Raw genomic sequence first — 23,737 nt, forward strand, 5'->3', positions numbered from 1 at the left:
CAGGAAACTGATGAAAAAGGCATTGAAATATTTTTTACTGGTATTGATACTGGGGCTTATCGGCGGTTATATCTACTGGCAACAGAATAAAAAAAGGATCATCCGGGAAGGGATTGAAAGCGCTATCAAGAAAAAAACAGACAGCCTTTATTATATTCACTACGACAGTTCAAGGATAGATGAGATCAATGGCAATGCTTCTTTTTACAACGTATCACTGCAATCAGATTCTGCGCAGAAAGAATTATTAAAAAGCAACGACAGCCTGCCCAATGCATTATTCAATATTAAAGTTAAAGAAGTAAAAGCCTCGGGCATTGATGTGGCAGGATTACTGGAGAACCAGAATGTAGCTGCAAAAAAAATATTACTGGATAAACCGGTGGTGCACATCATCAATACCGGAAAAGATAAACCCAACCTGTATAGTCCGCAGGATACACTGGAGTTGTACCAGAAGATACTCGGCCGTTTTAAAAGCATCAAAGCGGATACGATACAGGTAACATCCGGTACCGTGGTCATAACCAATATTGCCGGTAAATTCCTCACCACCCTGGAGAATATCAATATCAACCTCAATAATTTTTTAGTGGACAGTACCCGTAATTACAGTAACATCATCAGTTATTTTGTGAAGGATATAAGAGCCACGGTTGAAAATATACAACTGCCACCTTCTGCCAATGATACCCGTATCAACATTGAAAAACTGGATTATGATGCCATTGGTAAAACATTAAAAGTGGCAGGCATCCAGCAATACAAAATCAACGATTCGCACCCCATCATCGATCTGAAGAATATTGCATTGACAGAGTTGAGCACAGATGCATTCATATTATTACAGCAATTGAGAGCCGGCAGTATCAGTTGCGATGGCGGCCTGATCACCATTTATAAAAAAGAAAAAACAGGTAAGGATAAAATAAAAAGCATGCAGCTATCATCGGAGCTGATAGATGAGATGCAGGTGGGTTTGGTACAGCTGGGCAAAACCAAACTCGTGGTGGTAAATACACTCGAACCGCAATCCGAACCCTTTGTATTGAATGATGTGGAATTTGTTGTTTCAAAAGTTGTAAAAGTAGGGCAGGGCAATATACTCAGCGACCTGGTGAGTAATGGAGAATGGATACTCCGCTCTTCTGGGTTCTCATTTTTTACTACGGATAAATTGTATAAGCTCTCCGCAGCCGATATTGCGGTGAACAATGCCAATTCCACCATTGATATCAAAAAGATCAGTCTTACACCACAGCTTACCGAAGAAGCATTTATGCAACGCCGTACCGTACAAGGCGACCGCTACGATTTTACATTCAATGATGTACGCCTGCAGCACATGGATATCGGCAAACTGATCGCGGAAAATAAGATGGAAATAGAGCATGTATCGTTACAACCTGTATTGAAGATCTACAACGACCGAACGCTGCCTTATGATACCCGCAGTAAAGTGGGCAAATATCCGCACCAGGCTTTTTTAAAATTAAAAACGCCGGTGTACATCAATCGTATCAGGATCAGCAACGGGTATATCGCTTATAAAGAAAGAGCACGCCAATCAGAATTGAAAGGCACCGTTTTTTTTAATAAACTCGATGCCACCATTGATAACCTTACTAATATTCCTGAAAAAATAAAAGCTGTACGGGATTGCAAAGTAGTGGTGGCAGCGTCATTTTTGGGATTGAGCAGGATCAATACAGAGTGGCGCCTGCCATTGAATGAAACAGACAGCAGCTTTACCGTAATAGGACAGCTAGGGTCCATGGATGCCAAAAGTCTTAACCAAATAACAGAACCGCTCGCAATGACCGCAATTAAAAGCGGTATCATCAATAACCTGCGCTTTAGTTTTACAGGTACTGATCATGCATCAAAAGGAGAAACACAGTTTTTATACAACAATCTGGCAATAGAAGTGCTGAAGAAAAATAAAAATGATGAACTGATCGGAAAAGACCTGCCAAGTTTTTTTGCCAACCTGCTTATTAAAAATAATAATCCGCAAAATGGCAATACCCGTAAAGGCACGATCGATTTTGAAAGGGATATCACCAAATCATTCTTCAATTTTTTATGGAAGAGTGTATTTGATGGCGTGAAAAGAACCGCTGCCGGAAAAAAATAACGGGTATAAAAAAGGAGAAGTAATGATATTTTATTACTTCTCCTGGTTTTTTAAGGCAGATTTAAAACGGGGAAATCAGACTTTCTCCTTTCTTTTAAAAAGATTTTTCCAGATAGCAGTACCAACCGCTTTTATTGTATCAGCGTTATTGATAACTGTTGTGGTGATCGCTCCCTGTATACCTAAACCTGCTGCCTTACCCAATAAATTGTTTTTGTTGAACGGCAATATTTTTTTTGCCAATACACCACTGCCTACACCTATAGAAATATCCACCAGGGTATTTTTTAGTTCACCCATATAAGCATCCAGCTCGTACACCAGTTCCATCTCCGCTTCAATACGTTTTTGTTTTAATTCGGTAATGGCTTGTTTTAATTCTTCTGCTGTTGTGATGTTCATATTTTCAATAATGGATTTACTATTGTGTAAGTGCAGTTAAAGTGCATGCTGCTGCCTTCTTCCTTCTTCTTTAGCAGACTGCATTTTTTCTTTTCCTTTTTCCAGTATCTCTGCAGTATCTTCTTTTATACTTTCATACTTGCTGGAAATAGCATCTGCCATACTGCTGAAACCATTCTTGATGGCGTCAGTAAGGTCAGTGCCTTTTTTTGCGATCTTCTTCCTGGTCTCTGTCCCTTTATCAGGTGCAAACAAAATCCCCAGTATGGCGCCGGCTGCTGCGCCTGCAATTATTCCTGTAACTAATTTTCCGGTTGTCATAACAAACATTTTTTAAAGTGAAAAAATTGATTTCATGGTAGATAATACCAAAATGCTGCCAGTTTTATTTTTCGCCTTTTTCGCCTGTTGGGTAAAGCGGTATTGGATAATGAGTTGTACAATGTGCGAAATGGATGTGTAGCCTTTTCCACATTTTGTCAGTCCCTGACAATTGTTGTAAAAGCCGGTATTACCTGCCAATTAAGTAACTGGCTTTTAACTTTTATCTAACAGAAACCCTTGATACGGACCATTTTTTCTTTCAGCAGGGCCAAAATGCGTGGCGCAACTTTCATTTTTTGAGGAAAATATATCTCGATATCCACTTTTCCACACTTTACAAACGCTTAAGAAAAGTTGGCACGCATTTTCTATATATACTCCCATAAATAAAACCTTGTGTTATGATACTGCTGGAACAATATATAGAACTGCAAATCTATCATCACAACGAACTGCGTAAATACAATGTAGTAGAACTGTTTAAAGACGATGAGGGCGTTATTTTCCGTGTTTTTTATAAAGATGAGTATGTTTTCACGCTGATCCCCACCATGCAGGATGCGTTGAGTTTTGAATTGTCTGATACGGACAGGGAGTCGGGCATGCCAATAGAGTGGGATCTGTATTCCAAGATCGAAGCGGCTTTATATTCTGTTTTTCTGAAAGAGCCGCTTTCTTAATAAAAGGCCTTTTATCCGCTGCATATTATCCTTTATCATTGAAAAATACATAGACATATCCTTTGAACTTTTGTCATAGTATTTTAAACAATGTAAATATGCAACAACATCAAAACGAAAACCTGCTTTTTATCAGGGAAAAGATCCAGGAGATAAAAATAGCTTTATTTAAGTCGGAGATCGATTCGGAATTAAAATTACCCAACAACGTGGTGCAGACATTAAAGGTGGATGATGAAGGCAATGCCTGGTTCTTTACAACCATAAAGAATTACAGCCCGGGACAGATAGACAAACCATTTTTTGCGCAACTGGATTATTACAAAAAAGGATCCGATTGCAGGCTGCACCTCAGTGGCGAAGGAAGTATTGTGAACGACGCCGGTTATGATCTTTGTGCAATTGAAAATCAAGCTTCCGAAGGATTTAAATACGAAGTTGTTTTGATCAGGATGAAGATCATGCACGCCGAATTTTATGACTTGCACGAAAAGAACCAGTTTGCAAAAGAAAGTACCTGGCAGCAAAAGATACGCACCGCGATCAATCACTGGTTTGTACCACAACACAGGACCTATAATTTTTACTGAAACAATATTTATTACAAGACCGGAACTAAGAACCGTCAGACGAATTGAATTGGCAAAAAGTGATATACTAATAAACCCTTCATTCACGAAGGGTTTATTTTTTTTGTTCCGTAATTATTTTAACTGACTACACTTCTTCCACCGATAAATGATTCACCTTGCTTTCTGCAATTTCGGTAAGGTATTTATCCGCTTGTTTTTCTTCATCCAGTGTGGCTTTCAGCAGGTCAACAATTTCATCCAGTTCCAGTGTATCTGCCAATTGTACCAAACTGCCGTAGGTAGCAATTTCGTAATGCTCTACTTTCTGTGCTGCCATTATCAATCCCACATCCCTGGTGGAAGAGCCCGCTCTTGTATCGTCAATAATTGTGTCAGCCTCTTTGGTAAGTCCTTCCATGGCTTCACATTTCTTTGCCTGCACTCTTTCGCCCAGTTGTTCAAATACCTGCTCCAGCCTGGTTACATGATTCTTTGTTTGTTGCAGGTGATCTTCAAAAGCATTTTGCAATTCTTCATTAGTGGCTTCTTTTTGCATTTTAGGCAGTGCTTTCAGCAGGTGCTTTTCTGCCCAGTAAATGTCCTTTAACTCATCAATGAAAAAGTTGCGCAGCTGCGAATGTGTTTCTTCACTGGTATGATCGGGGTTGTTCTTTTTTGCCGGTGTTTTTTTCTGATTTTTTTCCATGATAATAATTTTTTAAAGTTGAAAAATTAAGCAGCGGTTATTTCTTCACCCGTATGGTCTCAAATTAACCCGCCACCCGATTACATTATTCCAGCTAGCGCCCATTTACTGTGCCATTAATTTTACAGGCGGCTGCAACCTGTTACGTGGATTTTTTTGCGCTCATAGTGGGAATGCGGGGTATTTTATTACCGCGGTCCTGTTGGTTTATTTTTCTGCAACATTGATAATGAACCACGATCCGCTGTGATCCGCATTGGCACAGTATTTGTCACTTACTAAACAAATAGTTTCTTTAAAACGGCAGTAATGCCTAGCTTGGTTTGGCCAGCGCCTTGCAGGTGAACATATAAAGAAACACAGGGTTTTGATCAACATCAAAACCCTTTTCTTTTATAATAAAATGTGCAATACTTTCCTGTAGCTTAATTTCCAGTGGCACAAAATTTGTCCGGTTACTATTGGAAAGGTTTTCCTGGTTGATCAAACCAACGATGTGATGCTTGACGGGTATTCCGGTAGCACATCAGGAAAACAGGAGGGTTTTGGTAAACGCCAAAACCCTTTTACTTGTAACTCCTGCCGGCGCTGATTTCAATTTAGTAACGTAAATCAATTATCATGGGCTACAAAGAAGAACTGGAAGAAATGCATCAGCGTTCACTTTTAAAAGTGGAGCATTTCATCAACAAAAAAGCTGAGGAAGAAGATCATGAAAAATTGCACCAGTTGAAAAAGGAATGGGATGTAGCATGGGCCAAACTGATGGAAACCCTGCTGGTGCTGGAACGCATTGAAATATGATGCCGGATCATTTACAAAGCTGGCAATAAGGCCACCGGACGAATTGCCGGTGTGGCAAAATTGTACCATTGCCAATATAGAATGATATATTCTCGGAGCCTTCTGAGATAAAACATAAAAGCAGCATAATTTTTTCACCACCGGGGAATTATTTCCCCAATTGCAGTTTTCCCCACTCTGTAAAAGCTGAATAACGGCTGAAATAAACGGGGTATGATTGTTGTGCCATTACATTACCCAGGGCCAAAACCCGGTAAACCCAAAAGATCAAACTAACAGCATTTTTCAATACATTTACTTACATAGCAATTAATGGTGGATAATACCAGCAGTACTCCTCTTACGGCAAAAAAATATAAATTCCTTTCCGGAGGCGGCGAGATGGGCATGCTTACCCGTACAAAAGATTGGGCTAATACTGCATTGGGCGATCCTGCCAACTGGCCGCAAAGTTTAAAGACCACGATCGGCATTATTCTCCATTCAAAATTCCCCATGTTCATATTCTGGGGACCTGAATTGATCTGTTTTTACAATGATGCTTATCGACCCAGCCTGGGGCAGAACGGTAAGCACCCGCATATACTCGGCATGCCCGGCGCAGCTGCATGGCCGGAGATATGGGATATCATCAAGCCATTGATAGACCAGGTGCTAGGAGGTGGCGATGCTACCTGGAGCGAAGACCAGTTGATACCCATATTCAGGAACGGAAAAATAGAAGATGTATACTGGACCTTTAGTTACAGCCCTATCAATGATGATAGCGGAACAGTTGCAGGCATATTGGTAACCTGCACAGAAACTACTGATAAGATACTTACCTATAAAAAACTGGAAGAAAATAAGAACCAGTTACAGTTTGCCATAGACGCAGCTGAAATGGCTACCTGGGATATCGATCCCGCAGCCGGCACTTTTACAGGTGATGAAAGACTGAGGAACTGGCTTGGATTGATAACAGGCGATCAGTTTGACCTGGAGCATAATGGGTTTGCGGCTGTTGTTGAAAAATACAGGGAAAGATTAAGGAACGAATTGACAAGAGCATTGGATTTTTCTTCGGGAGGGATACTGGATATTGAATTTGAAATACAGAGCCCTGTTACCAATACCATCAGGTATGTACGGGCAAAGGGAAAAGCGTTCTTTAACGAACATAAAATTGCATACAGCATCAATGGGATATTACAGGATGTAACAACACAGGTAATAGCAAGGCAAAAGATTGAAGAAGTAGATAAGCGTTTCCGCAATACCGTTAGGCAGGCGCCTATTGGCATTACGATCTTACGGGGACCTGATTTTTTTGTTGAGATGGCGAATGATGCTTACCTGGAACTGGTGGACAGGAAGGAACGGGACTTTGTAAACAAACCTTTATTTGATTCATTACCGGAAGTAAAGCAAACCGTTCTGCCACTACTGAACGAGGTATTGCAAACAGGCAATCCCTTCCATGGGATAGAATATCCCATCCCTATCAATCGTTTTGGCAAACATGGTATATCCTATTTTAATTTTTTATACCATCCTTTAAGAGAAAATAACGGGGATATTTCAGGCATTATTGTAACAGTAACAGATGTAACTGAATCTGTAAAAGCGAAACATTTACTGGCCGAAAGCGAAAACCAGTTTCGCAATATGGTGATGCAATCACCCATACCAATGACCATTTTACGGGGAAAGGATTTTGTAATTGAAACGGCCAACAGGGTAATGTTTGAAACGATCTGGCGCAAGAAAGATACCGATATTATCGGCAGGCCAATACTGGAAGTATTCCCCGAGCTGCGCCAGCAGAAATACGAGGAGTTATTGAACGAAGTATTCTCCACCGGCAAAATACACCGGGAAAAAGAATCAATAGCGTATGTTCAGGGGGATGATGATCTGAAGAAATTTTACCTGGATTTCGAATATGCGCCACTGTTTGAAAAAGATAATACGGTATCGGGCATTATCATAACAGTAAATGATGTAACCGAAAAAGTTGAGGCAAGAATAATTGTTGAAGAAAGCGAGCTGCGTTTTAGAAATGTAGCCAATAGCGCACCGGTGTTTATATGGACAGCAGACACCAATAAGATGCGTAATTTCTTCAATACAGCCTGGTTGAAATTTACCGGCCGTACACTGGAACAGGAAAAGGGCAATGGCTGGTCAGAGGGTGTTCATCCCGACGATTTTGAACGCTGCATCAATTATTACATGGAATCGTTTGACAAGCGGCAGGAATTTTACTTTGAATACCGGTTAAGAAGACATGATGGTGAGTACCGCTGGGTGTCGGCCAAGGCCGTGCCGCGTTTTACTGCTACCGGTGTTTTTGAGGGATATATCGGTGCCTGCATGGACATTCATGAAAGAGTGGTGTACCAGGAAAAATTAAAAGAAGATGAAGAGCGCCTGAATATTATCATCAAGGCAAGTGAATTGGGCACATGGGAGCTGAACCTGAAAGAAAAAACACTGAACTATTCCGACAGGTACCTGGAGATACTGGGATATGCGGAGCGTGTGGATCTTACGCATGAAGAGTTGCTCAGTCATTTACATCCTGGCGATATGCACATAAGAGATAAAGCATTCAAAGATGCATTTTCAACAGGCGTATTGTATTATGAATCCAGGTTGATATGGAAAGACGGATCCATTCATTGGATAGAAGGTAAAGGCAAGGTTTTTTATAATGAGAATAATGAACCCATTCGGTTAGTGGGCACACTTAGAGATATTACCGATGAAAAAAATCACCAGCAGGAATTGATAGATAGTGAGAGAAAATTCCGTTTACTGGGCGATTCCATGCCGGAGTTTGTATGGGCGAGCGATGAAAAAGGTAACCTAAATTATTTTAATCAATCGATATATGATTATTCAGGTCTCACGCCAAAACAGGTAGAGGAAGATGGATGGCTGCAGATCGTTCACCCGGATGAAAGAGCAGAGAATATGCGGCTTTGGTTGCACTCAATAGCAACGGGTACGGATTTTATTTTTGAACACCGTTTCCGCAGGTATGATGGCGAATACCGCTGGCAGCTGAGCCGGGCCACACCACAAAAAGATGGTACCGGGAAGATACAGATGTGGGTGGGCACCAGTACAGATATACAGGAGCTGCGGGAAAAAGACCAGCAGAAAGATCTTTTCATCAGCATGGCCAGCCATGAATTAAAAACACCGGTAACATCCATCAAAGGTTTTGTGCAGATACTGCAGGCAATGTATGCAGATGGCAATGACAGTTTCCTCAAGAGTTCACTGGATACAGTGGACAAGCAGATCACCACGCTTACAAAACTGATCTCCGAATTACTGGATCTTTCGAAAATAAAATCCGGTAAACTATTACTTAACAGCGAACATTTTTCGTTGAATGAGCTGGTGCAGGATATCATGGACCAGGTAAAACATATAAATCCCGGCTACACTATCACCTTTAACTGCAAAGCGCCGGTAAATATTTATGCAGACAGGGACAGGATCGGGCAGGTGCTGATCAATTTTTTGACCAATGCCATAAAATACTCACCCGGATCGAGCGAAATAAAAATTGAAAGTGTTGTAGAAGGCGATAATGTAGTGGTATCGGTGGAAGACAGTGGTATTGGTATCAGTCTTAAAGACCAGGAAAAAATATTTGAACGTTTTTACCGGGTGGAAGGGAAAAGTGAAAAGACCTTCCCCGGTTTTGGAATAGGTTTGTTCATAGCATCAGAGATCATACACAGGCATAAAGGAAAGATCGGCGTAAAAAGCGAACCCGGCAAAGGTTCCCGTTTCTATTTTTCCATTCCCTGTTCAAAACTATTGTAAATACGCATGGAGCAACAGCACCACATATTGGTAATTGACGATAATGAAGACATCCTGTATATGCTGCAGGCAATGCTTAAAATAAAGGGATATAAAGTATCCGTAAAAAAGAACATCAAAGCGCTGGATGAAGATATAGAGAAACTGGCGCCTGATGTGATCCTGATGGATATGCTATTATCGGGTATTGATGGCCGTGAGGTATGTGTGCACCTGAAAGCACACCAGCAATTCGCCCGTATACCGGTAATTATGATCTCTGCACATCCCGAAGCAAAAGAAACCTGCCTTGCAGCAGGTGCTGATCATTTTTTGGAAAAGCCTTTTGAAATGAGTGAAATGCTGAGGGTGGTAGCAAGTGCATTGTCACAGTGATGTCATCTTTTAAAAGCATTCTTTGTGCTGCATACTGTGCCTGTTGATCGCTGCGTTTTTTTGCAGGTTTTCTAATATGCTACAGTTCAGCAGGTTTTAAAAAACCATATTAAAACAATATTAAAAGATAATAAGAAGTAGTGATTTTAGTTTGAATGCTTGTTTTCTTTTATTACTTTCAGGTAGCCCATCGAAAAAAATATCATGCAGCATCATCCCGATAAAAAAATAACCATACTCGTAGTGGACGATTCCGTTGAACTGCTGGAAGTATTCCGGATCGTTTTTGAAAAACAGGGATACAATATTATTGCTGCAACATCTGCAAAAGATGTTTTTGCATGTGTGAATAATAATGATATTGATATCTTATTGCTGGATGTTTTTTTGAATGGCGTGAACGGCAGGGATATCTGTTACCGGTTAAAGGCAGATGAACAAAGAAGTTTTCCTGTAGTGCTGATGTCGGCAACACCTGAGAACCTGCTGGACATCAGTGAATGTGGCGCTGATGCTTATATAGAAAAACCATTCGACATTAATTATATCACTGAAAAGATAAGTGCACTGGTAAGTCGTTTTCCACAGCAGCATGCATTAACTGCCTGATAACCGTTGCATTTTGCGGCACAAACTGCGGAATAAAATCCACGCCTGCACCACTCAGGCAATACAGGTATTCACAACATTATAGATCGCATCCCTGGAAAAAGGTTTACCAATAAAAAAATCTGCGCCTGCTTTTAAAGCATTCTCCCGGTCTGCATCTGTGTCGTGGGCCGTTACCATTACGATCTTACTTGATGGATGTTCTTCTTTTAACCGGCTGATGTAATTAATACCCAGCCCGTCAGGTAAATGATTATCAAGGAAAATGATCTCTGGCTCTTTGCCCTTCATGGCCTGCCCCGCATCTTTTAAACTGAAGGCGTATTCCGATGCAATATGTTGCTGCTTCAGCACATTGCTGAGCAAAAAACATATATCGGCCTCATCGTCTATAATAAAGGCATGGTGGGTGGTATTATTATCTTTCGTTTCCACGGTAACAAAATTTTCATTCAATTATAACAGAGGCAATTATGCTGCCAATAAATGATCACGGCGCTTAACAGCTGTTTTAAAAAAAGGGGCATATTTTTTGGAGTATTTGCTTACACAGGTTGATGAATCTTTTCCATAACAACCCGCACTTTGAAAACCGACAGCAAAACTGTACTTAACCCGGGTACCCCACTTATTTATTTACGGAGGATTTAAAAATAAAAATTATGAAGAAAAAAATTTTAGTGATCGACGATGACCTTGATATGTGCCAGCTGCTGACCCGCTTTTTAAAACGGAATGATTATGAAGTGGAAGGCGCCAGTTCCGGAGCAAAAGGAATTGAAAAGTTCAAACAGGAGGAATTTGATATTGTTATCTGCGATTACCGCCTGGGCGATATGGAAGGCATACAGGTGCTGGAAGAAATAAAAAAAATTGAGCCGGCTGCCATTGTATTGATCATTACAGGGTATTCTGATATCAAGACAGCAGTGGAAGTAATTAAATCAGGCGCTTACGACTATCTTACCAAACCACTGGTGCCGGATGAGATACTGAATATATTGAACAGCCTGGATAAAGATGATGCAAAAAATACGGTGAAAGAAACCACAAAGAAAAATACGAGTAAGGTGAGCGACGAATTTTTAGAAGGTGTTTCTGCACAATCAAGAGAATTGTATCACCAGGCAGGTATTGTTGCCAATACCGATTACAGCGTGATATTGTATGGCGAAAGCGGTACCGGTAAAGAAGTGATCGCAAGAACGATACACAATATGAGCAGCCGCAGGAATAAACCTTTCGTGGCGCTGGATTGTGGCACCTTATCAAAAGAGTTGGCCGGCAGTGAATTGTTTGGCCATATCAAAGGATCTTTTACCGGCGCTGTAGCTGATAAAGAAGGACATTTTGAACTGGCTAATGGGGGCACTTTATTTTTAGATGAAGTTGGTAATCTTTCTTACGATATACAGGCTGCATTGCTGCGGGTGATACAGGAAAGAAGATTTAAAAGGGTAGGAGGCACCAAAGAACTGGCATGTGATATCAGGATCATTGTTGCATCCAACGAAAATTTACAGGAAGCATATCGAAGGGGTAAATTCCGCGAAAACCTGTATCATCGCTTTAATGAATTTACCATTAATATTCCAAGGCTTAGCCAGCGCAGGGATGATATACCATTGTTTGCAGCCTTCTTTTTAAATAAAACAAAGGCAGAGCTGGATAAACCATTAACAGGTTTTGATGATGATGTGCTGGAATTGTTTGTGAATTATTCCTGGCCGGGTAACCTGCGGGAATTAAGGAATGTGATCAGGCGTGCGGCATTGTTATCAACCGGAACAAAAATATCCAGGCAAGCGCTGCCTTTTGAAATAGTTTCGGGCAATGAGAATGATGACCCGGTATTTACAGAGCAACAACGTAAAATATTCAACGACAGCAGGGCAATAAAAAAAGAACTGAACCTTAAAGACACTGCTGCAAAAGCTGAATACGAAGCTATTTTAAATGCACTGGAAATGGTGAACTTCAATAAGTCAAAGGCAGCTGAAATGCTGAATATTGACAGGAAGACCCTCTATAATAAAATAAGAAGTTACGAAGGGTATATTGCTAATTCATCGGCATCGGCAATTGAATAAAATATCATTTGTAAAAAAATCAGTGAGCAGGGCTGGGTTTTTCCGGCCCTGCTTCTTTATTACCCGGCGAAGAAAGGATGGCTTTTTTAGCAGCCAGTTTTTTACGCAATTGCTGCCGCATCCTTTTCGATTGCAGGTCGGGTTCATCACCCATTAATATGCTCCAGGGGCGCATTACTTCAATACGATCGAATATTATTTTAAGAATAGCAATGGTAGGCAAAGCAAAGAATACACCCGGTATGCCAATAAGAAAACCTCCCGTAACAGCACCCAGTATAGTAATGAGTGCGTTGATCTTTACTTTAGAACCCACGATACGGGGCATTAAAAAATTGGAATCGATAAAATGGATCACCAGCAAACCGATAGACACCCATAATACCTGGCTCATGCTTGCCGGTGTGGTGAGCGTGATAAGCGCAGTGAATACAATGCCGGTGTAAATACCGATGTACGGAATGATATTGAGTATACCGGTGAACACACCTAAGAACACCGCGTATTTGATACCAACTATGGTAAATAAAAGCGTATTGCAGGCAGAGATGATCACCATCTCGATCAATAATCCCGTCATATAATTTTTGATCACCAACTTGGTACCGGTAATAACTGCGTCCACATTTTTTTTGTGCGGCGACTGGAATACCGCAAACAAAAACCTGCGGATGGTATGCCGGTAAAATAAGATGAGGAAAGAATAGATAAGCGAGAAGATCAGGAATGCGAGTGTTTCAGTAACTGTAAAAAAAGTCTGCTTTACATACACAATACCCGAATCCTGTATATTGGAAGCGGCATTATTCACCAAACTTTTTTGTTGATCGGTACTGATGTTGAAACGCTGTTCCACCCAGCGTTGTATGGTCTCGTAATGCTCACCTAAATTCTTTTTAATGGAAGGGATATCATTTAAAAAAGCAGCTATCTGTGCCGATAATAAATAAATGATAACGGCAATTACCAGCAATGCGATCAATACAGATACGATGGCAGCCAATGCTCTCGGAAATCTTAACTGCTCCAGCAAATTGGTAAGCGGCAGTAAAAGAATAGAAAGCAATACAGAAAAATACAATGGCACCAGCACTGGTTTGCAGGCCATGATGATAAGTGCAATAAGTACCAGCAACAGCAATTTAAAACAGAGCCTTGCACTGTACGGCCATTGCCTGAAGGACGAGTTTATGTTGGGTGATGTTTGCAAGAATGAAATTTTTTGAATGAACTGTTTGATTAAGTTGCAGTGACTTTTTTAGTAGTGGTCTTTTTCCGGTAACGGTTGAACCATACTTCTCCCTTATGTCTTAGCGGTACTTCATCTCCTAATAACCTGCCCCATGCTTTGAGATTGGGCACCCTGTCGAGAATGATCTTTAACACACCAATAAAAGGAATGGAAAGGAACATACCCGGTATGCCCCACAAAGCATTACCCAGCAATACCACGATAATAGATATCAGTGCATTGATACGTACTTTGGAAGAAACGATCACCGGCATCAAAAAATGATTATCGATGAATTGTATCACGGCATAAGCAGCCACAATACCCAGTTGCGTGTTGTAGCCTTCTTTGGTAACAGTAGCCACCATCACCGGCAAAGCAATGGCAATGATACCACCCAGGTATGGCACCACGTTGAGCATAGCGCCCATAATTCCTAAAAGCAAAGCATATTGCACACCCAGCAGCCACAGCGCTAATACATTCATGGTGCCCACTATTAAAGCCTCTATCAGTAATCCCTGCATATAATGTTGTACGGCGCTTCTTGTTTCCTGCAGAATAGTACCCACATCTTTGGAATCTTTTTCTGCAAATACTTCAAAAAGAAAATTCAGTATCAGTTTTTTATAATAGAGAAAAAGCGCTGTGTATACCGGCAGCAACACGGTAAGTGCAATAGTGCCTGCAACAGAGCCGATCGTTTCGCCTATCAATGGCTTCACCGATTTTTTTGCGTCTGCGATCAGTTGGTCCTGCTTTTCATAATCAAGACCAATATGGTCATTCACCCATTGCTGGAACTGTGCAAAAAGTTTCAGGAATTTTTCTTTCAGCACCGGCAGCTGATCACCGAGGTGTATCATCTGCGAAGCAAGAAAATAAACCACCGATAGAATAGCCGTCATGGCTATGAGTAAACAAAGAACGATGGATAATACCTGCGGTACCTTTTTACTGATGAACCAGTTTTGCAAAGGATTGAGCAATATGGCCAGTAATAATGCAAATGCCAGCGGAACAAAAATGTCCCGCAAATTTGCCAGTGCATAAACAAACAGCGTCATTCCAAAAAGAATGACCGTGCTTTTAAGATAAAACGGATATTTTTTTAACATTGCCGGGCTGGTTTAAATTTTGAATAATGCCCACTGTAACTTTTACTTCATGTGTAAAGCCATCGTCTACCAGTGTAATAAAATCATCTCCAATATCGTGCCCGTTCACAACAATATGTGTATTGTTATCCTGGTTAAGCAATAACTCTATATTGTACAAAGTGCTGATGTAACGGTATTGCACTTTAAGTGTATCCCATTCTTTGGGTACACAGGGCGCAAAATAAAGCCGCTCGCCCCTGCGTTGTAAACCAATGAACGATTCGCACAACAATTGATACATCCATCCGGCAGAACCGGTATACCAGGTCCAGCCGCCTTGCCCCTTATGCAATGGTTCTGCATACACATCTGCAGCGATCACGTAAGGCTCGGTTTTATATTTATCAATGGATGCCGCATCTCTGCCATGATTCAACGGGTTCACTATTTGTAATAATTCCCAGGTGCGCCTGTTGTCGCCCATAATGGCGTATGCCATTATCAGCCATACAGCAGCATGTGTATACTGCCCGCCATTTTCTCTTACACCGGGCACATAACCTTTAATATAACCGGGGTACACAGCAGATCTATTGAATGGAGGATCGAACAACTGCAGAATGCCATCTTCTTTTTTAACCAAATATTTTTCTGCAGCATTCATGGCCATCGCCTGGTACTCGGGTGTACCGGCGCCCGATATCACCGACCAGCTTTGCGCAATAGAATCAATTTTACATTCTTCATTTTCTTTACTGCCCAATGGAGTGCCATCATCAAAATAGGCACGGCGGTACCATTCACCATCCCATGCATGGGTTTGTATATTGCTGCGCAGTGTGGTAGCAGCTTCCCTGCATTTACCTATAAAGAACTGGTCGTTCTTTAAAGTGGCAATGTCAATGAACTTCATGATGATATCATACAGGAAGAATGCCAGCCATACACTTTCGCCCTTACCATGATGCCCCACTTTATCCATACCATCATTCCAGTCGCCGGAGCCTATTAACGGTAACCCGTGTTCGCCGAAATCTAATCCGTGTTCAATAGCCCTTACACAATGCTCATACACTGTTGCCTGCTTATCCGATCTTATGGGCAGGTCGTAATACGATTCTTCTCCTGCATTCAGTAATCTTCCTTCCAGGAAATTAACAGGAATATCAAGAATGCTGTGATCACCTGTTGCCACCACGTACCGGCTGGTAACATAAGGCAACCATAAAAAATCATCCGAGCAGGTGGTACGTACACCACGCCCCATCGGTGGATGCCACCAATGCTGCACATCGCCCTCTTTGAATTGTCTTGAAGCGCACAAAATGATCTGCTCTTTTACCAATGAAGGTTGGGAATGTATAAGCGAGAGCACATCCTGTAATTGATCCCTGTAACCGAATGCACCACCGGATTGATAAAAGCCACTGCGTGCCCATATACGGGAGGCAAGGGTTTGATAATTGAGCCAGCCATTCATTAATATATTAATGGATGGATCCGGCGTGGCGACCTGTACAGCTGATAATGCTTTTTGCCAGAAATCCTGCACCCTTTGCAAAGCTTCGCCCGCTGCAGCACTGCCTTCAAAACGCCGGATGATATTCAGCGTATCATGAATATTCTTTCCTGCACCCAGGCGGAATACCACTTGTTTTTCCTGGTCTTCTGCCAGTTCAACCGCTATCTGTATAGCAGCACAGGGATCAAGCCCGGCGCCTGTTCTGCCTGAAAGCCTTGCCCTGTTCAATCCATCAGGATTGGCAACAGTACCATTGCGGCCAATGAATTCCGTACGGTCGGCGGTAATGGTTTTATTTACATCGTCTGCATCAAAAAATGCCACCCTGTTATCAAACTCTGTATTGTAAGCATTGCTGGCCAGTATGGCACCACTTCGTATATCCAGGTCCGTTACTACGTGCATTTGTGTTCTTGCTTTAAGATCACCCAGTATCCATTCCACATAGCCGGTTACCGATAATTTTCTTAAACGCTGCGAGGTATTGAGCAGTTTTATAACAATGAATTTCACCGGCGATTCGATATCAGTATAAATGGTCATGTTAGAACTGATGCCATCTTCGCTGTGTTCAAAAATGCTGTAGCCAAAACCATGACGGGTGATATAAGGAGAAGTGCCACGGCAGGGCAGTGGTGCCGGCGACCAGAATTTGCCACTCTCTTCATCCCTTAAATAAAATGCTTCACCTTTAAGATCGGTAACAGGATCGTTGCTCCACGGTGTAAGCCGGAATTCATGTGCATTATCGATCCAGGTATAAGATTGACCGCTTTCTGTAATGATGCTGCCGAAGTCAGGATTGGCCAGCACATTGCTCCAGGGAGCCGGTGTAGATTGCTCCGGTGTGGTTGTGATCACGTATTCTTTTCCATCGCCAGAAAAACCACCGGTGCCATTAAAGAATTGTAATCCTGTCGGTATATCTACAGTTGTATAAATAGATGGATAAAATTTAGAAGGACTGAAATATGGAATAGTGGTCTTTAGTTTATTGCGCCTGGTCAATTGTTCTTCCAGCGTGCCCAGCCTGTCTGATATCACCACTCTCGCTACTGTTTGAAAAAGAATGCGGTCTTCGTTCGATATCTGGTCAGAAGAACGGATGAAAATACCACCCGGCTGATCTTTTACATCAGCAGCTGTGCCAGGCACCAGCAAACTTAATATTTGATTCTGCAGCGCCTGCCGGTACCCACCATGATCTTCGTTCCATATCACCAGGTCTACCATCAGCCCCTTCATGCGCCAATAAGTATGCGCCTGGATCAGTTGTTTTACCAACTCAATATTAGCAGAGTCTTCCACCTGCAGTAATACAATGGGCAGATCACCTGAAATGGAATAACCCCATAACCCTGATTGTCCCCGCTGATTTTTTATCATAACGGTATGGTCTGTACGCAGCGAATCGTTGGCGAATATGATGGAACCCGCCAGCCTTGCATACAATTGTGCATCATGTTCTGTAGCATTGATCTGCCTTAATATCACCTGGCTATGTGTCCATGCCAGTTCCAGCACACGGTTGGTAAGGTGCTGATCCTGGTATTTATCCACCAGTATATTGCATTGATCCTTTGTTTCTGCAATACCCATTATTACATCGATGGTGGCAGAAGCATGCGGCTCTATCACAATGCAGTAACGCATAGCTACTATAGGATCGAGCACCGCACCCTGGTTGCCGGGCAGTGGTGCATCGCCGCTCATTACTTTAGGTTTATGAATGGTATGGCCACGGCCAATGAATTTGCTGCGGTCTGTTTCGTATGAAAGGCTTTTTACCTCCACATCATTTACTTTCATCAGGTGGAACATCCACGGCACCTGTTCTTCGGCAGCACGGGGCCTGCGGGTGCAGATGATGGCGTGGTGTTTTTCATCAATGGTTGTTTCTACAAAAAGATTGCTGAAAGCAGGGTGCATCTCTTCTGCAAGCGGCGGCACCAATACCACTTCAGCATAACTGGTGATCTCGATCGTGCGCCTTTTCCGGGAGCGGTTGGTGATATGTATCCTCCTCAGTTCAATATCATCTTCCGGCGATACCACGATCTCGGTATGTGTTTCCAGTGCAAGATCACTGCGCCTGAATTCGGCACGTCCCTGCAAGAATACCGCTTCGTAATTGCTGCCCTGCTGTAAAGAAGGCTGAAAGGCCGCTGACCAGTACACATCACTGTCCAGGTCACGGATATAACAGAAGGTGCCCCAGTTGTCACAAGTGGCATCCTCACGCCAACGGGTAACCGCAATATTCTTCCATTTGGTATAACCACCACCGGAATTGGTTACCATTACATGATACCTGCCATTGGATAACAATTGTACTTCCGGTATCGGTGTATGCGGTGTAGTGATCACCCTCATGGCCATATCACCACCACCACCGGCGCCGGTATCTCCGGCATGCAGGGCAGGAGAGTAGAAAGTACTTACCCTTGGTATCCTTTCCTGCAGCAACAGCAATGCGGATTTTACCTGTATATCTGCAGCAAAGCGCTGCTGCATGGGCCTGTTCAGCAACAGGTATGCAAGCGATAAGAACGACATGCCCTGGTGATGCACCATAAAGGAGCGGATGATATTAAAAGGCTGTTTCCTTTGTAGCCGGGCATTGGTATAATCAACGGCTTCATAAAAACCATACTTACCTTCAAAGCCTGCTGCTTTTAAAACCTGCAGGTTATCATAAGCATCCGTGGCATTCACCATCAGTGCCATTACAGTGGCATAAGGAGCGATCACCAGGTCTTCGCCCAGGCCACGTTTAAAACCGGTGCCGGGCACACCGAATGCCTTGTATTGATAATTTAAATTAGCATCCACCATATTATACCCCGATTCTGAAATACCCCAGGGCACCCCTCTTTTTTTACCATACTCAATCTGCTTTTGTATAATGGCACGATAGGTTTGATTGAGCAAAGTATTTTCGTAGGTTGGCATTACCAATAACGGCATCAGGTACTCGAACATAGAGCCGCTCCAGGAAAGCAACACCGGTGTGGCGCCTACTTTGGTAAGCTGCCGGCCTAATGCAAACCAGCTTTCCTGTGGCAATTTTCCCTGTGCAATGGCAACAAATGTGGCCAGCCTTGCTTCAGAAGCCAAGAGATCGTAATAACCATTGTCCTTACGGTGTTCATCCACATTGTAACCAATGGTAAGCAGGTGCTGAGCACGGTAATACAAAAAGTCGTAGTCTATCACACTCAATTCACCGCAACGTATGGCTAGTTGTTCAATCGTAATGATCATTTCTTTTGCACGCCTGCCCGATTCGGTGATCATATGCCTGAAATCATTGAGCCATGCTGTTTCTTCAACACTGTTATCTTCGGCATCAGCTTCAATGATCTTGTGCAACAAAATTTCTTCTATCCTTGATAATTGTTTCAATGTTGGTATAGAAGGCAGTGAAGGTATTAATGCACTGAATTTTCCAGGCGCTGCAGGCAATGCCAGCCAGGGGCACAACGCCATTATTTCATCACCGGCTTCTTTCAATTGTGTCAATGCTTTTTGCGCCCACCACCACGCTTCACTTTCTTCATCAATACTGGCCATTACCAACAGGTGTTCAAAAGATGACCGTATGTTATCTACGTATGCCTTGGCAACCGGCAAATTGTCAATAACCTCCGGGTATTTTTCTTTAATATCCTTTACATATTTTTTGAAAGAGATCAATGCATCGGCAGGAATGTTTTTTTCAGTCACAATACCAATGGCATCTGCCAGTCCTTCAAAAAAAACAGCATCCATGATCTTTACATCCGCCAACGAAAGCAATCCCTGCTTTAGTGTTAACAGGTGTCCCGCCATATTACCACTATCTACTGTAGAAATATATCTTGGCGCCAATGGTACCAGCGAAACAGTATCATACCAGTTGTATAAATGCCCGCGGTATTTTTCCAAACGTTGTATGGTATCAATGGTATTGGATGTACGCTCCACTAATTTGGTGGTGGTAACATAACCAAAATCATGTGCAGTGAGATTCGCCAGCAATGCCATGCCGATATTGGTAGGCGAAGTGCGGTGTGCGATCCTTTCCACCGGGTGTTCCTGGTAATTATCAGGTGGCAACCAGTTATCTTCTGCCGTTACAAAGGTTTCAAAAAAGGCCCATGTTTTTCTTGCCAGCCTGCGCAGGTAAATAGTTTGTCCTGCGGTCATTGCTTCCATTTTATATTCGCCGGGCCGACTGGCCAACCACATCAGTGCAGGTGATAATGCCCATAAACCCAAAAATGGATACGCAAATACCAGTATCACCGGTTGATACATGCTGATATAAATAAACAATGCAGAAGCAAATACCGGCGCTATCCACATCTTTCTATAAAAGTCAATTACCGTTCTTTGTTTTTGCTGGCTGTTATAAGGATTCCATTGCAATAATTTATTACCGGAAATAAGCATACGCCACAACGTTATCACAATGGCATGTACATTTAAATAAACTTCGTAAGGCAGTGTGGCGATCTCTATCAGCAATTGAATAAACCGATCTTTTGCAGTACGGTACGTAAAAATAAAATGCTGCGAAAAGATCACGTCTGCAGGTTTATTACAAAGCTCCCATACAAAACCAATTACTGCAGGCATTAAAATAAGCAGCAAAACAGACAAGGTAAAGAACCAGGGCGATGCTGCCAGCGACCAGCCAAAGATCAGTAACAATAAATAAGATAAGGGCACGAGGCTGCGCCTTACATTATCAAATATCTTCCACCGGGAGAGTAATGAAATGGGGTTGCGCCGCATCCTTCTCGTTGCGGTCCTTACCCAGGGAAACATCCAGCTCGCAATCTGCCAGTCGCCTCTTATCCAACGGTGGCGGCGTTGCATATCAGCAGTGTACTGTGTTGGATATTCTTCATACAGTTGTACATCAGTGATCAATCCCGAGCGGGCATAACAACCTTCTACCAGGTCATGGCTTAAAATGCGGTTCTCAGGAAAACTGTTGTCCAGCACCTGCTCAAATGCTGCAATATCATAAATGCCTTTGCCAATAAATGAACCTTCGCCAAAAAGATCCTGGTATACATCGGATACGGCACGGGTATAAGGATCGGTGCCCGGTTCATTGCCATGTATTTTCGCATACACGGAACTGTTATCTGCCGGTAAACTATTGGATACACGGGGTTGTAAAATAGTATATCCCTCAGTAACACGGCGTTTTTTAGCAGAGAATACTGCCCGGTTCAATGGATGTGCCAGTGTGCCCACCATCTTCCAGGCGGCATCACGGGGCAACTGTGTATCTGTATCCAGGGTGATGATGAATTTTACAGCAGTGTAAATATTTTCATCACCGATGATGGTGATAAAATCATGACCATCCCGGCCTAAAATAAGTTTGTTGAGTTCAGAAAGTTTACCGCGTTTGCGTTCGTGTCCGATCCATGCTTTTTCTTTTTTATTCAGCTTACGGGGCCGGTGAAAAAGAAAAAATGTATCGTTGCTGCTGCGGCCATATTTTTTATTCAGTTCAATGATCTTGTTCTTTACTGTTTGCAGCAGTGTTTTATCTTCCGGCAAATACTGGTGCTCTGCATCTTTAAAATCGGTGAGCAATGCAAAACATAAATTGGCATCGCGGTTGGCCAAAAAACGTACTTCTAAATTTTCGATCAGGTCTGCAATGCCCGTAGCGCTCGATAATAAAGTAGGTATCACCACCATGGTGCGGTATTCATCCGGTATGCCTTTGGAAAAATCCATCTTGGGCAATACGGCCGGTCTTGCAAATAAGGTCACCAGCCAGTTCACAATATTCAGCGCAGGCTGGCTGCAGGCAACTGCGGCTACCAGTAACAGTGAGATCAGCTTCCAGCCGGTAGTACCATCGACATGCGCTTTGGCAAAAAGACCCCAGGCAGATAAAGCAGTGATAAGAAAAATACCGCCGAGATAAAAGAACAAAGGAAAACGATTGGTTATTTTGCGGCAGGTTTCCATTTGGGATGGTTTCATCTTTGCCTGCCTTTGCATCTTCAGCAATCCTTTACCGGTAAGATAATAACCTACATGCGATCTTCTTGGATCATCCTCTTTGGCAGCGCTTTCTTTTGCTGCTTCAATTGCCATCGCTGCTACCTGTTGTTCGGTAAGTGTACTGTATTTGGCAATTTTTTCAACCGCATGACGGTATTGATCCCTGGTATGAAAATCCATTCCTGCATACACAGCATTCACGTCTTCTCTCAGTATCTGTTCAACAATGCTGGTGTTCTCAACAAATTCCCGCCAGTCGGTGCTGCCTAAAAAACGAAGACTGCTGATGCTGTTGCTGATAGAAACCTGGTCGGCTGCCTGTTTTTGATTTTCCTGTTGTATCAGTTCTTCGCTTGTTAGGCCATGTTCTGATAATTGTTGTTCTATCCAGTTGATGGGCAATGAAAGACTACTGCCTTTTTCCTGCAGCCGTCTTGCAAGCTCTGCAACAAATGAACTCACCATGGGTGGTTCCGAACGGGCCATGTCTGCAATTACCAACACCAGGTTTTTGGGATCATTCTCTGCAGAGCTGATCAATTTATCTGCCCATTCATCTGCCAGTGTTTTATTACTGATGTCTGCAGATATCTGTATAGAAAGACGGCGCAGGTTTTCTATCAGTGCCAGTCTTAACATAATAGGGAAGGCCCACAATTCACCGATCTTTAAAAAAGTGGTGGTCTGATAACTCATGATAAACCCGGTGAGATTATTGAGGTCAATATGCCCATCACTATGGGAAATAATTTCCACAGCAATATCATATACACGGGGCAATCCTGCCGATTCTCCCTTGGCCAATTGTGGTAATCCTTTACTGTATCCTTTGGGTAAATGTTTTTTGCCGATGTATATCTGCTCTTCTATCAGGTAAAAATTATCGAGCAACCACTCTGCTGCAGGTACAATTCTTTCATTCCTGTTTACAGCGGCTGTAAGCACGGCATGTACTTCCACCAGTATCTTCTCATTCTCTGATAAACGCTTTAATAATAACTCCGAAGGGCTGCCGGATATAAGCCCATGCCGCTTTGAGATGGTTTTGGCGTGTTGTTTCAACTGCTCTTCGGTATACAATTCCGACCTTAACGGCGGCCGCTCATTCAAATACCGGGTACTGGAATCTTCTCCAAAAAACGGCGCTATCACCGTTTTCTTTAAAGCCGACACTGCATGGGGCAATATTTCAAAAATCGTGTTGTCATTTTTTTTTGCATTTCTTTTCATAGTAATGAGGTTTTATGCCCTGGGCCTACATTACCTAACTATACTAATATCATGCCTTTAAAATGGCACGGTGCCATGTTTATTCATTAACAAATGTTTACGTTGCGCTGAA

General features: G+C 42.5%; 15 protein-coding genes. 8 read left to right on the forward strand and 7 right to left on the reverse strand.

The genetic code is table 11. From position 1 onward, the window contains the following. Nucleotides 1-10: 10 nt before the first annotated feature. Nucleotides 11-2,137 carry a hypothetical protein gene (locus QM738_RS11575; protein ID WP_462276877.1) on the forward strand — a complete coding sequence of 709 codons (2,127 nt, stop codon included), beginning with the start codon at nucleotides 11-13 and terminating at the stop codon, nucleotides 2,135-2,137. Between the two features lie 75 nt (nucleotides 2,138-2,212). On the opposite strand, the gene QM738_RS11580 is transcribed toward QM738_RS11575, so the two are convergent. Together QM738_RS11580 and QM738_RS11585 are read right to left on the reverse strand one after the other, a co-directional pair. Next, a complete protein-coding gene (locus tag QM738_RS11580) occupies nucleotides 2,213-2,539 on the reverse strand; it encodes a hypothetical protein (protein ID WP_462276878.1) in 327 nt (108 codons plus the stop codon). Nucleotides 2,540-2,575: 36 nt separating this feature from the next. Then, nucleotides 2,576-2,860, reverse strand: coding sequence for a YtxH domain-containing protein (locus QM738_RS11585; protein ID WP_462276879.1), 285 nt, complete (start codon nucleotides 2,858-2,860; stop codon nucleotides 2,576-2,578). A gap of 404 nt (nucleotides 2,861-3,264) precedes the next feature. Here QM738_RS11585 and QM738_RS11590 point away from each other — a divergent pair, with 404 nt between their 5' ends. Both QM738_RS11590 and QM738_RS11595 read left to right on the forward strand, forming a co-directional pair. Then, nucleotides 3,265-3,543 carry a hypothetical protein gene (locus QM738_RS11590; RefSeq protein WP_462276880.1) on the forward strand — a complete coding sequence of 93 codons (279 nt, stop codon included), beginning with the start codon at nucleotides 3,265-3,267 and terminating at the stop codon, nucleotides 3,541-3,543. A gap of 98 nt (nucleotides 3,544-3,641) precedes the next feature. Then, complete coding sequence (locus QM738_RS11595) at nucleotides 3,642-4,133, forward strand: hypothetical protein (RefSeq protein WP_462276881.1); 492 nt, start codon at nucleotides 3,642-3,644, stop codon at nucleotides 4,131-4,133. A 127-nt stretch (nucleotides 4,134-4,260) separates the two neighbouring features. Here the strand turns inward: QM738_RS11595 and QM738_RS11600 are convergent, their stop codons facing one another. Then, complete coding sequence (locus QM738_RS11600; protein ID WP_462276882.1) at nucleotides 4,261-4,821, reverse strand: YciE/YciF ferroxidase family protein; 561 nt, start codon at nucleotides 4,819-4,821, stop codon at nucleotides 4,261-4,263. A 621-nt stretch (nucleotides 4,822-5,442) separates the two neighbouring features. Here QM738_RS11600 and QM738_RS11605 point away from each other — a divergent pair. The 4 genes from QM738_RS11605 to QM738_RS11620 all read left to right on the forward strand — a co-directional run bounded on the left by QM738_RS11605 (nucleotide 5,443) and on the right by QM738_RS11620 (nucleotide 10,434). Continuing rightward, a complete protein-coding gene (locus QM738_RS11605; RefSeq protein ID WP_462276883.1) occupies nucleotides 5,443-5,625 on the forward strand; it encodes a hypothetical protein in 183 nt (60 codons plus the stop codon). A 312-nt stretch (nucleotides 5,626-5,937) separates the two neighbouring features. After that, nucleotides 5,938-9,450, forward strand: a complete 3,513-nt coding sequence (locus QM738_RS11610; protein WP_462276884.1) for a PAS domain S-box protein — start codon at nucleotides 5,938-5,940, stop codon at nucleotides 9,448-9,450. A 6-nt stretch (nucleotides 9,451-9,456) separates the two neighbouring features. Further along, nucleotides 9,457-9,825, forward strand: coding sequence for a response regulator (locus tag QM738_RS11615; protein ID WP_462276885.1), 369 nt, complete (start codon nucleotides 9,457-9,459; stop codon nucleotides 9,823-9,825). 204 nt (nucleotides 9,826-10,029) lie between these two features. Then, nucleotides 10,030-10,434 carry a response regulator transcription factor gene (locus tag QM738_RS11620; protein WP_462276886.1) on the forward strand — a complete coding sequence of 135 codons (405 nt, stop codon included), beginning with the start codon at nucleotides 10,030-10,032 and terminating at the stop codon, nucleotides 10,432-10,434. Nucleotides 10,435-10,488: 54 nt separating this feature from the next. On the opposite strand, the gene QM738_RS11625 is transcribed toward QM738_RS11620, so the two are convergent. Next, nucleotides 10,489-10,869: a response regulator gene (locus QM738_RS11625; RefSeq protein WP_462276887.1), complete on the reverse strand. Its 381-nt coding sequence runs from the start codon at nucleotides 10,867-10,869 to the stop codon at nucleotides 10,489-10,491. Between the two features lie 227 nt (nucleotides 10,870-11,096). Here QM738_RS11625 and QM738_RS11630 point away from each other — a divergent pair, with 227 nt between their 5' ends. Further along, nucleotides 11,097-12,524 (forward strand): sigma-54-dependent transcriptional regulator, encoded by a 1,428-nt coding sequence (locus QM738_RS11630; protein ID WP_462276888.1) that lies wholly within the window; start codon nucleotides 11,097-11,099, stop codon nucleotides 12,522-12,524. A gap of 19 nt (nucleotides 12,525-12,543) precedes the next feature. Here QM738_RS11630 and QM738_RS11635 read toward each other — a convergent pair whose 3' ends face one another. Genes QM738_RS11635 through QM738_RS11645 form a run of 3 tightly spaced genes read right to left on the reverse strand, consistent with a single transcriptional unit; the run spans nucleotide 12,544 to nucleotide 23,625 of the window. Then, on the reverse strand, nucleotides 12,544-13,734 hold the full coding sequence (locus tag QM738_RS11635) for an AI-2E family transporter (protein WP_462276889.1): 1,191 nt from the start codon (nucleotides 13,732-13,734) through the stop codon (nucleotides 12,544-12,546). A 29-nt stretch (nucleotides 13,735-13,763) separates the two neighbouring features. Further along, nucleotides 13,764-14,873, reverse strand: a complete 1,110-nt coding sequence (locus tag QM738_RS11640) for an AI-2E family transporter (protein WP_462276890.1) — start codon at nucleotides 14,871-14,873, stop codon at nucleotides 13,764-13,766. Next, entirely contained in the window at nucleotides 14,845-23,625 is an 8,781-nt protein-coding gene (locus QM738_RS11645) for a GH36-type glycosyl hydrolase domain-containing protein (protein ID WP_462276891.1), read from the reverse strand. The genes QM738_RS11640 and QM738_RS11645 overlap by 29 nt, the downstream gene beginning before the upstream one ends. Nucleotides 23,626-23,737: the final 112 nt, after the last annotated feature.

Source organism: Ferruginibacter sp., assembly GCF_049840995.1.
Classification (GTDB): Bacteria; Bacteroidota; Bacteroidia; order Chitinophagales; family Chitinophagaceae; genus Ferruginibacter.

Excerpts from the sequence above, each read along its gene's own strand:
- QM738_RS11575 (WP_462276877.1), top strand. The coding sequence starts at position 11 with ATGAAAAAGGCATTGAAATATTTTTTACTGGTATTGATACTGGGGCTT.
- QM738_RS11580 (WP_462276878.1), bottom strand. The coding sequence starts at position 2,539 with ATGAACATCACAACAGCAGAAGAATTAAAACAAGCCATTACCGAATTA.
- QM738_RS11585 (WP_462276879.1), bottom strand. The coding sequence starts at position 2,860 with ATGACAACCGGAAAATTAGTTACAGGAATAATTGCAGGCGCAGCAGCC.
- QM738_RS11590 (WP_462276880.1), top strand. The coding sequence starts at position 3,265 with ATGATACTGCTGGAACAATATATAGAACTGCAAATCTATCATCACAAC.
- QM738_RS11595 (WP_462276881.1), top strand. The coding sequence starts at position 3,642 with ATGCAACAACATCAAAACGAAAACCTGCTTTTTATCAGGGAAAAGATC.
- QM738_RS11600 (WP_462276882.1), bottom strand. The coding sequence starts at position 4,821 with ATGGAAAAAAATCAGAAAAAAACACCGGCAAAAAAGAACAACCCCGAT.
- QM738_RS11605 (WP_462276883.1), top strand. The coding sequence starts at position 5,443 with ATGGGCTACAAAGAAGAACTGGAAGAAATGCATCAGCGTTCACTTTTA.
- QM738_RS11610 (WP_462276884.1), top strand. The coding sequence starts at position 5,938 with ATGGTGGATAATACCAGCAGTACTCCTCTTACGGCAAAAAAATATAAA.
- QM738_RS11615 (WP_462276885.1), top strand. The coding sequence starts at position 9,457 with ATGGAGCAACAGCACCACATATTGGTAATTGACGATAATGAAGACATC.
- QM738_RS11620 (WP_462276886.1), top strand. The coding sequence starts at position 10,030 with ATGCAGCATCATCCCGATAAAAAAATAACCATACTCGTAGTGGACGAT.
- QM738_RS11630 (WP_462276888.1), top strand. The coding sequence starts at position 11,097 with ATGAAGAAAAAAATTTTAGTGATCGACGATGACCTTGATATGTGCCAG.
- QM738_RS11640 (WP_462276890.1), bottom strand. The coding sequence starts at position 14,873 with ATGTTAAAAAAATATCCGTTTTATCTTAAAAGCACGGTCATTCTTTTT.
- QM738_RS11645 (WP_462276891.1), bottom strand. The coding sequence starts at position 23,625 with ATGAAAAGAAATGCAAAAAAAAATGACAACACGATTTTTGAAATATTG.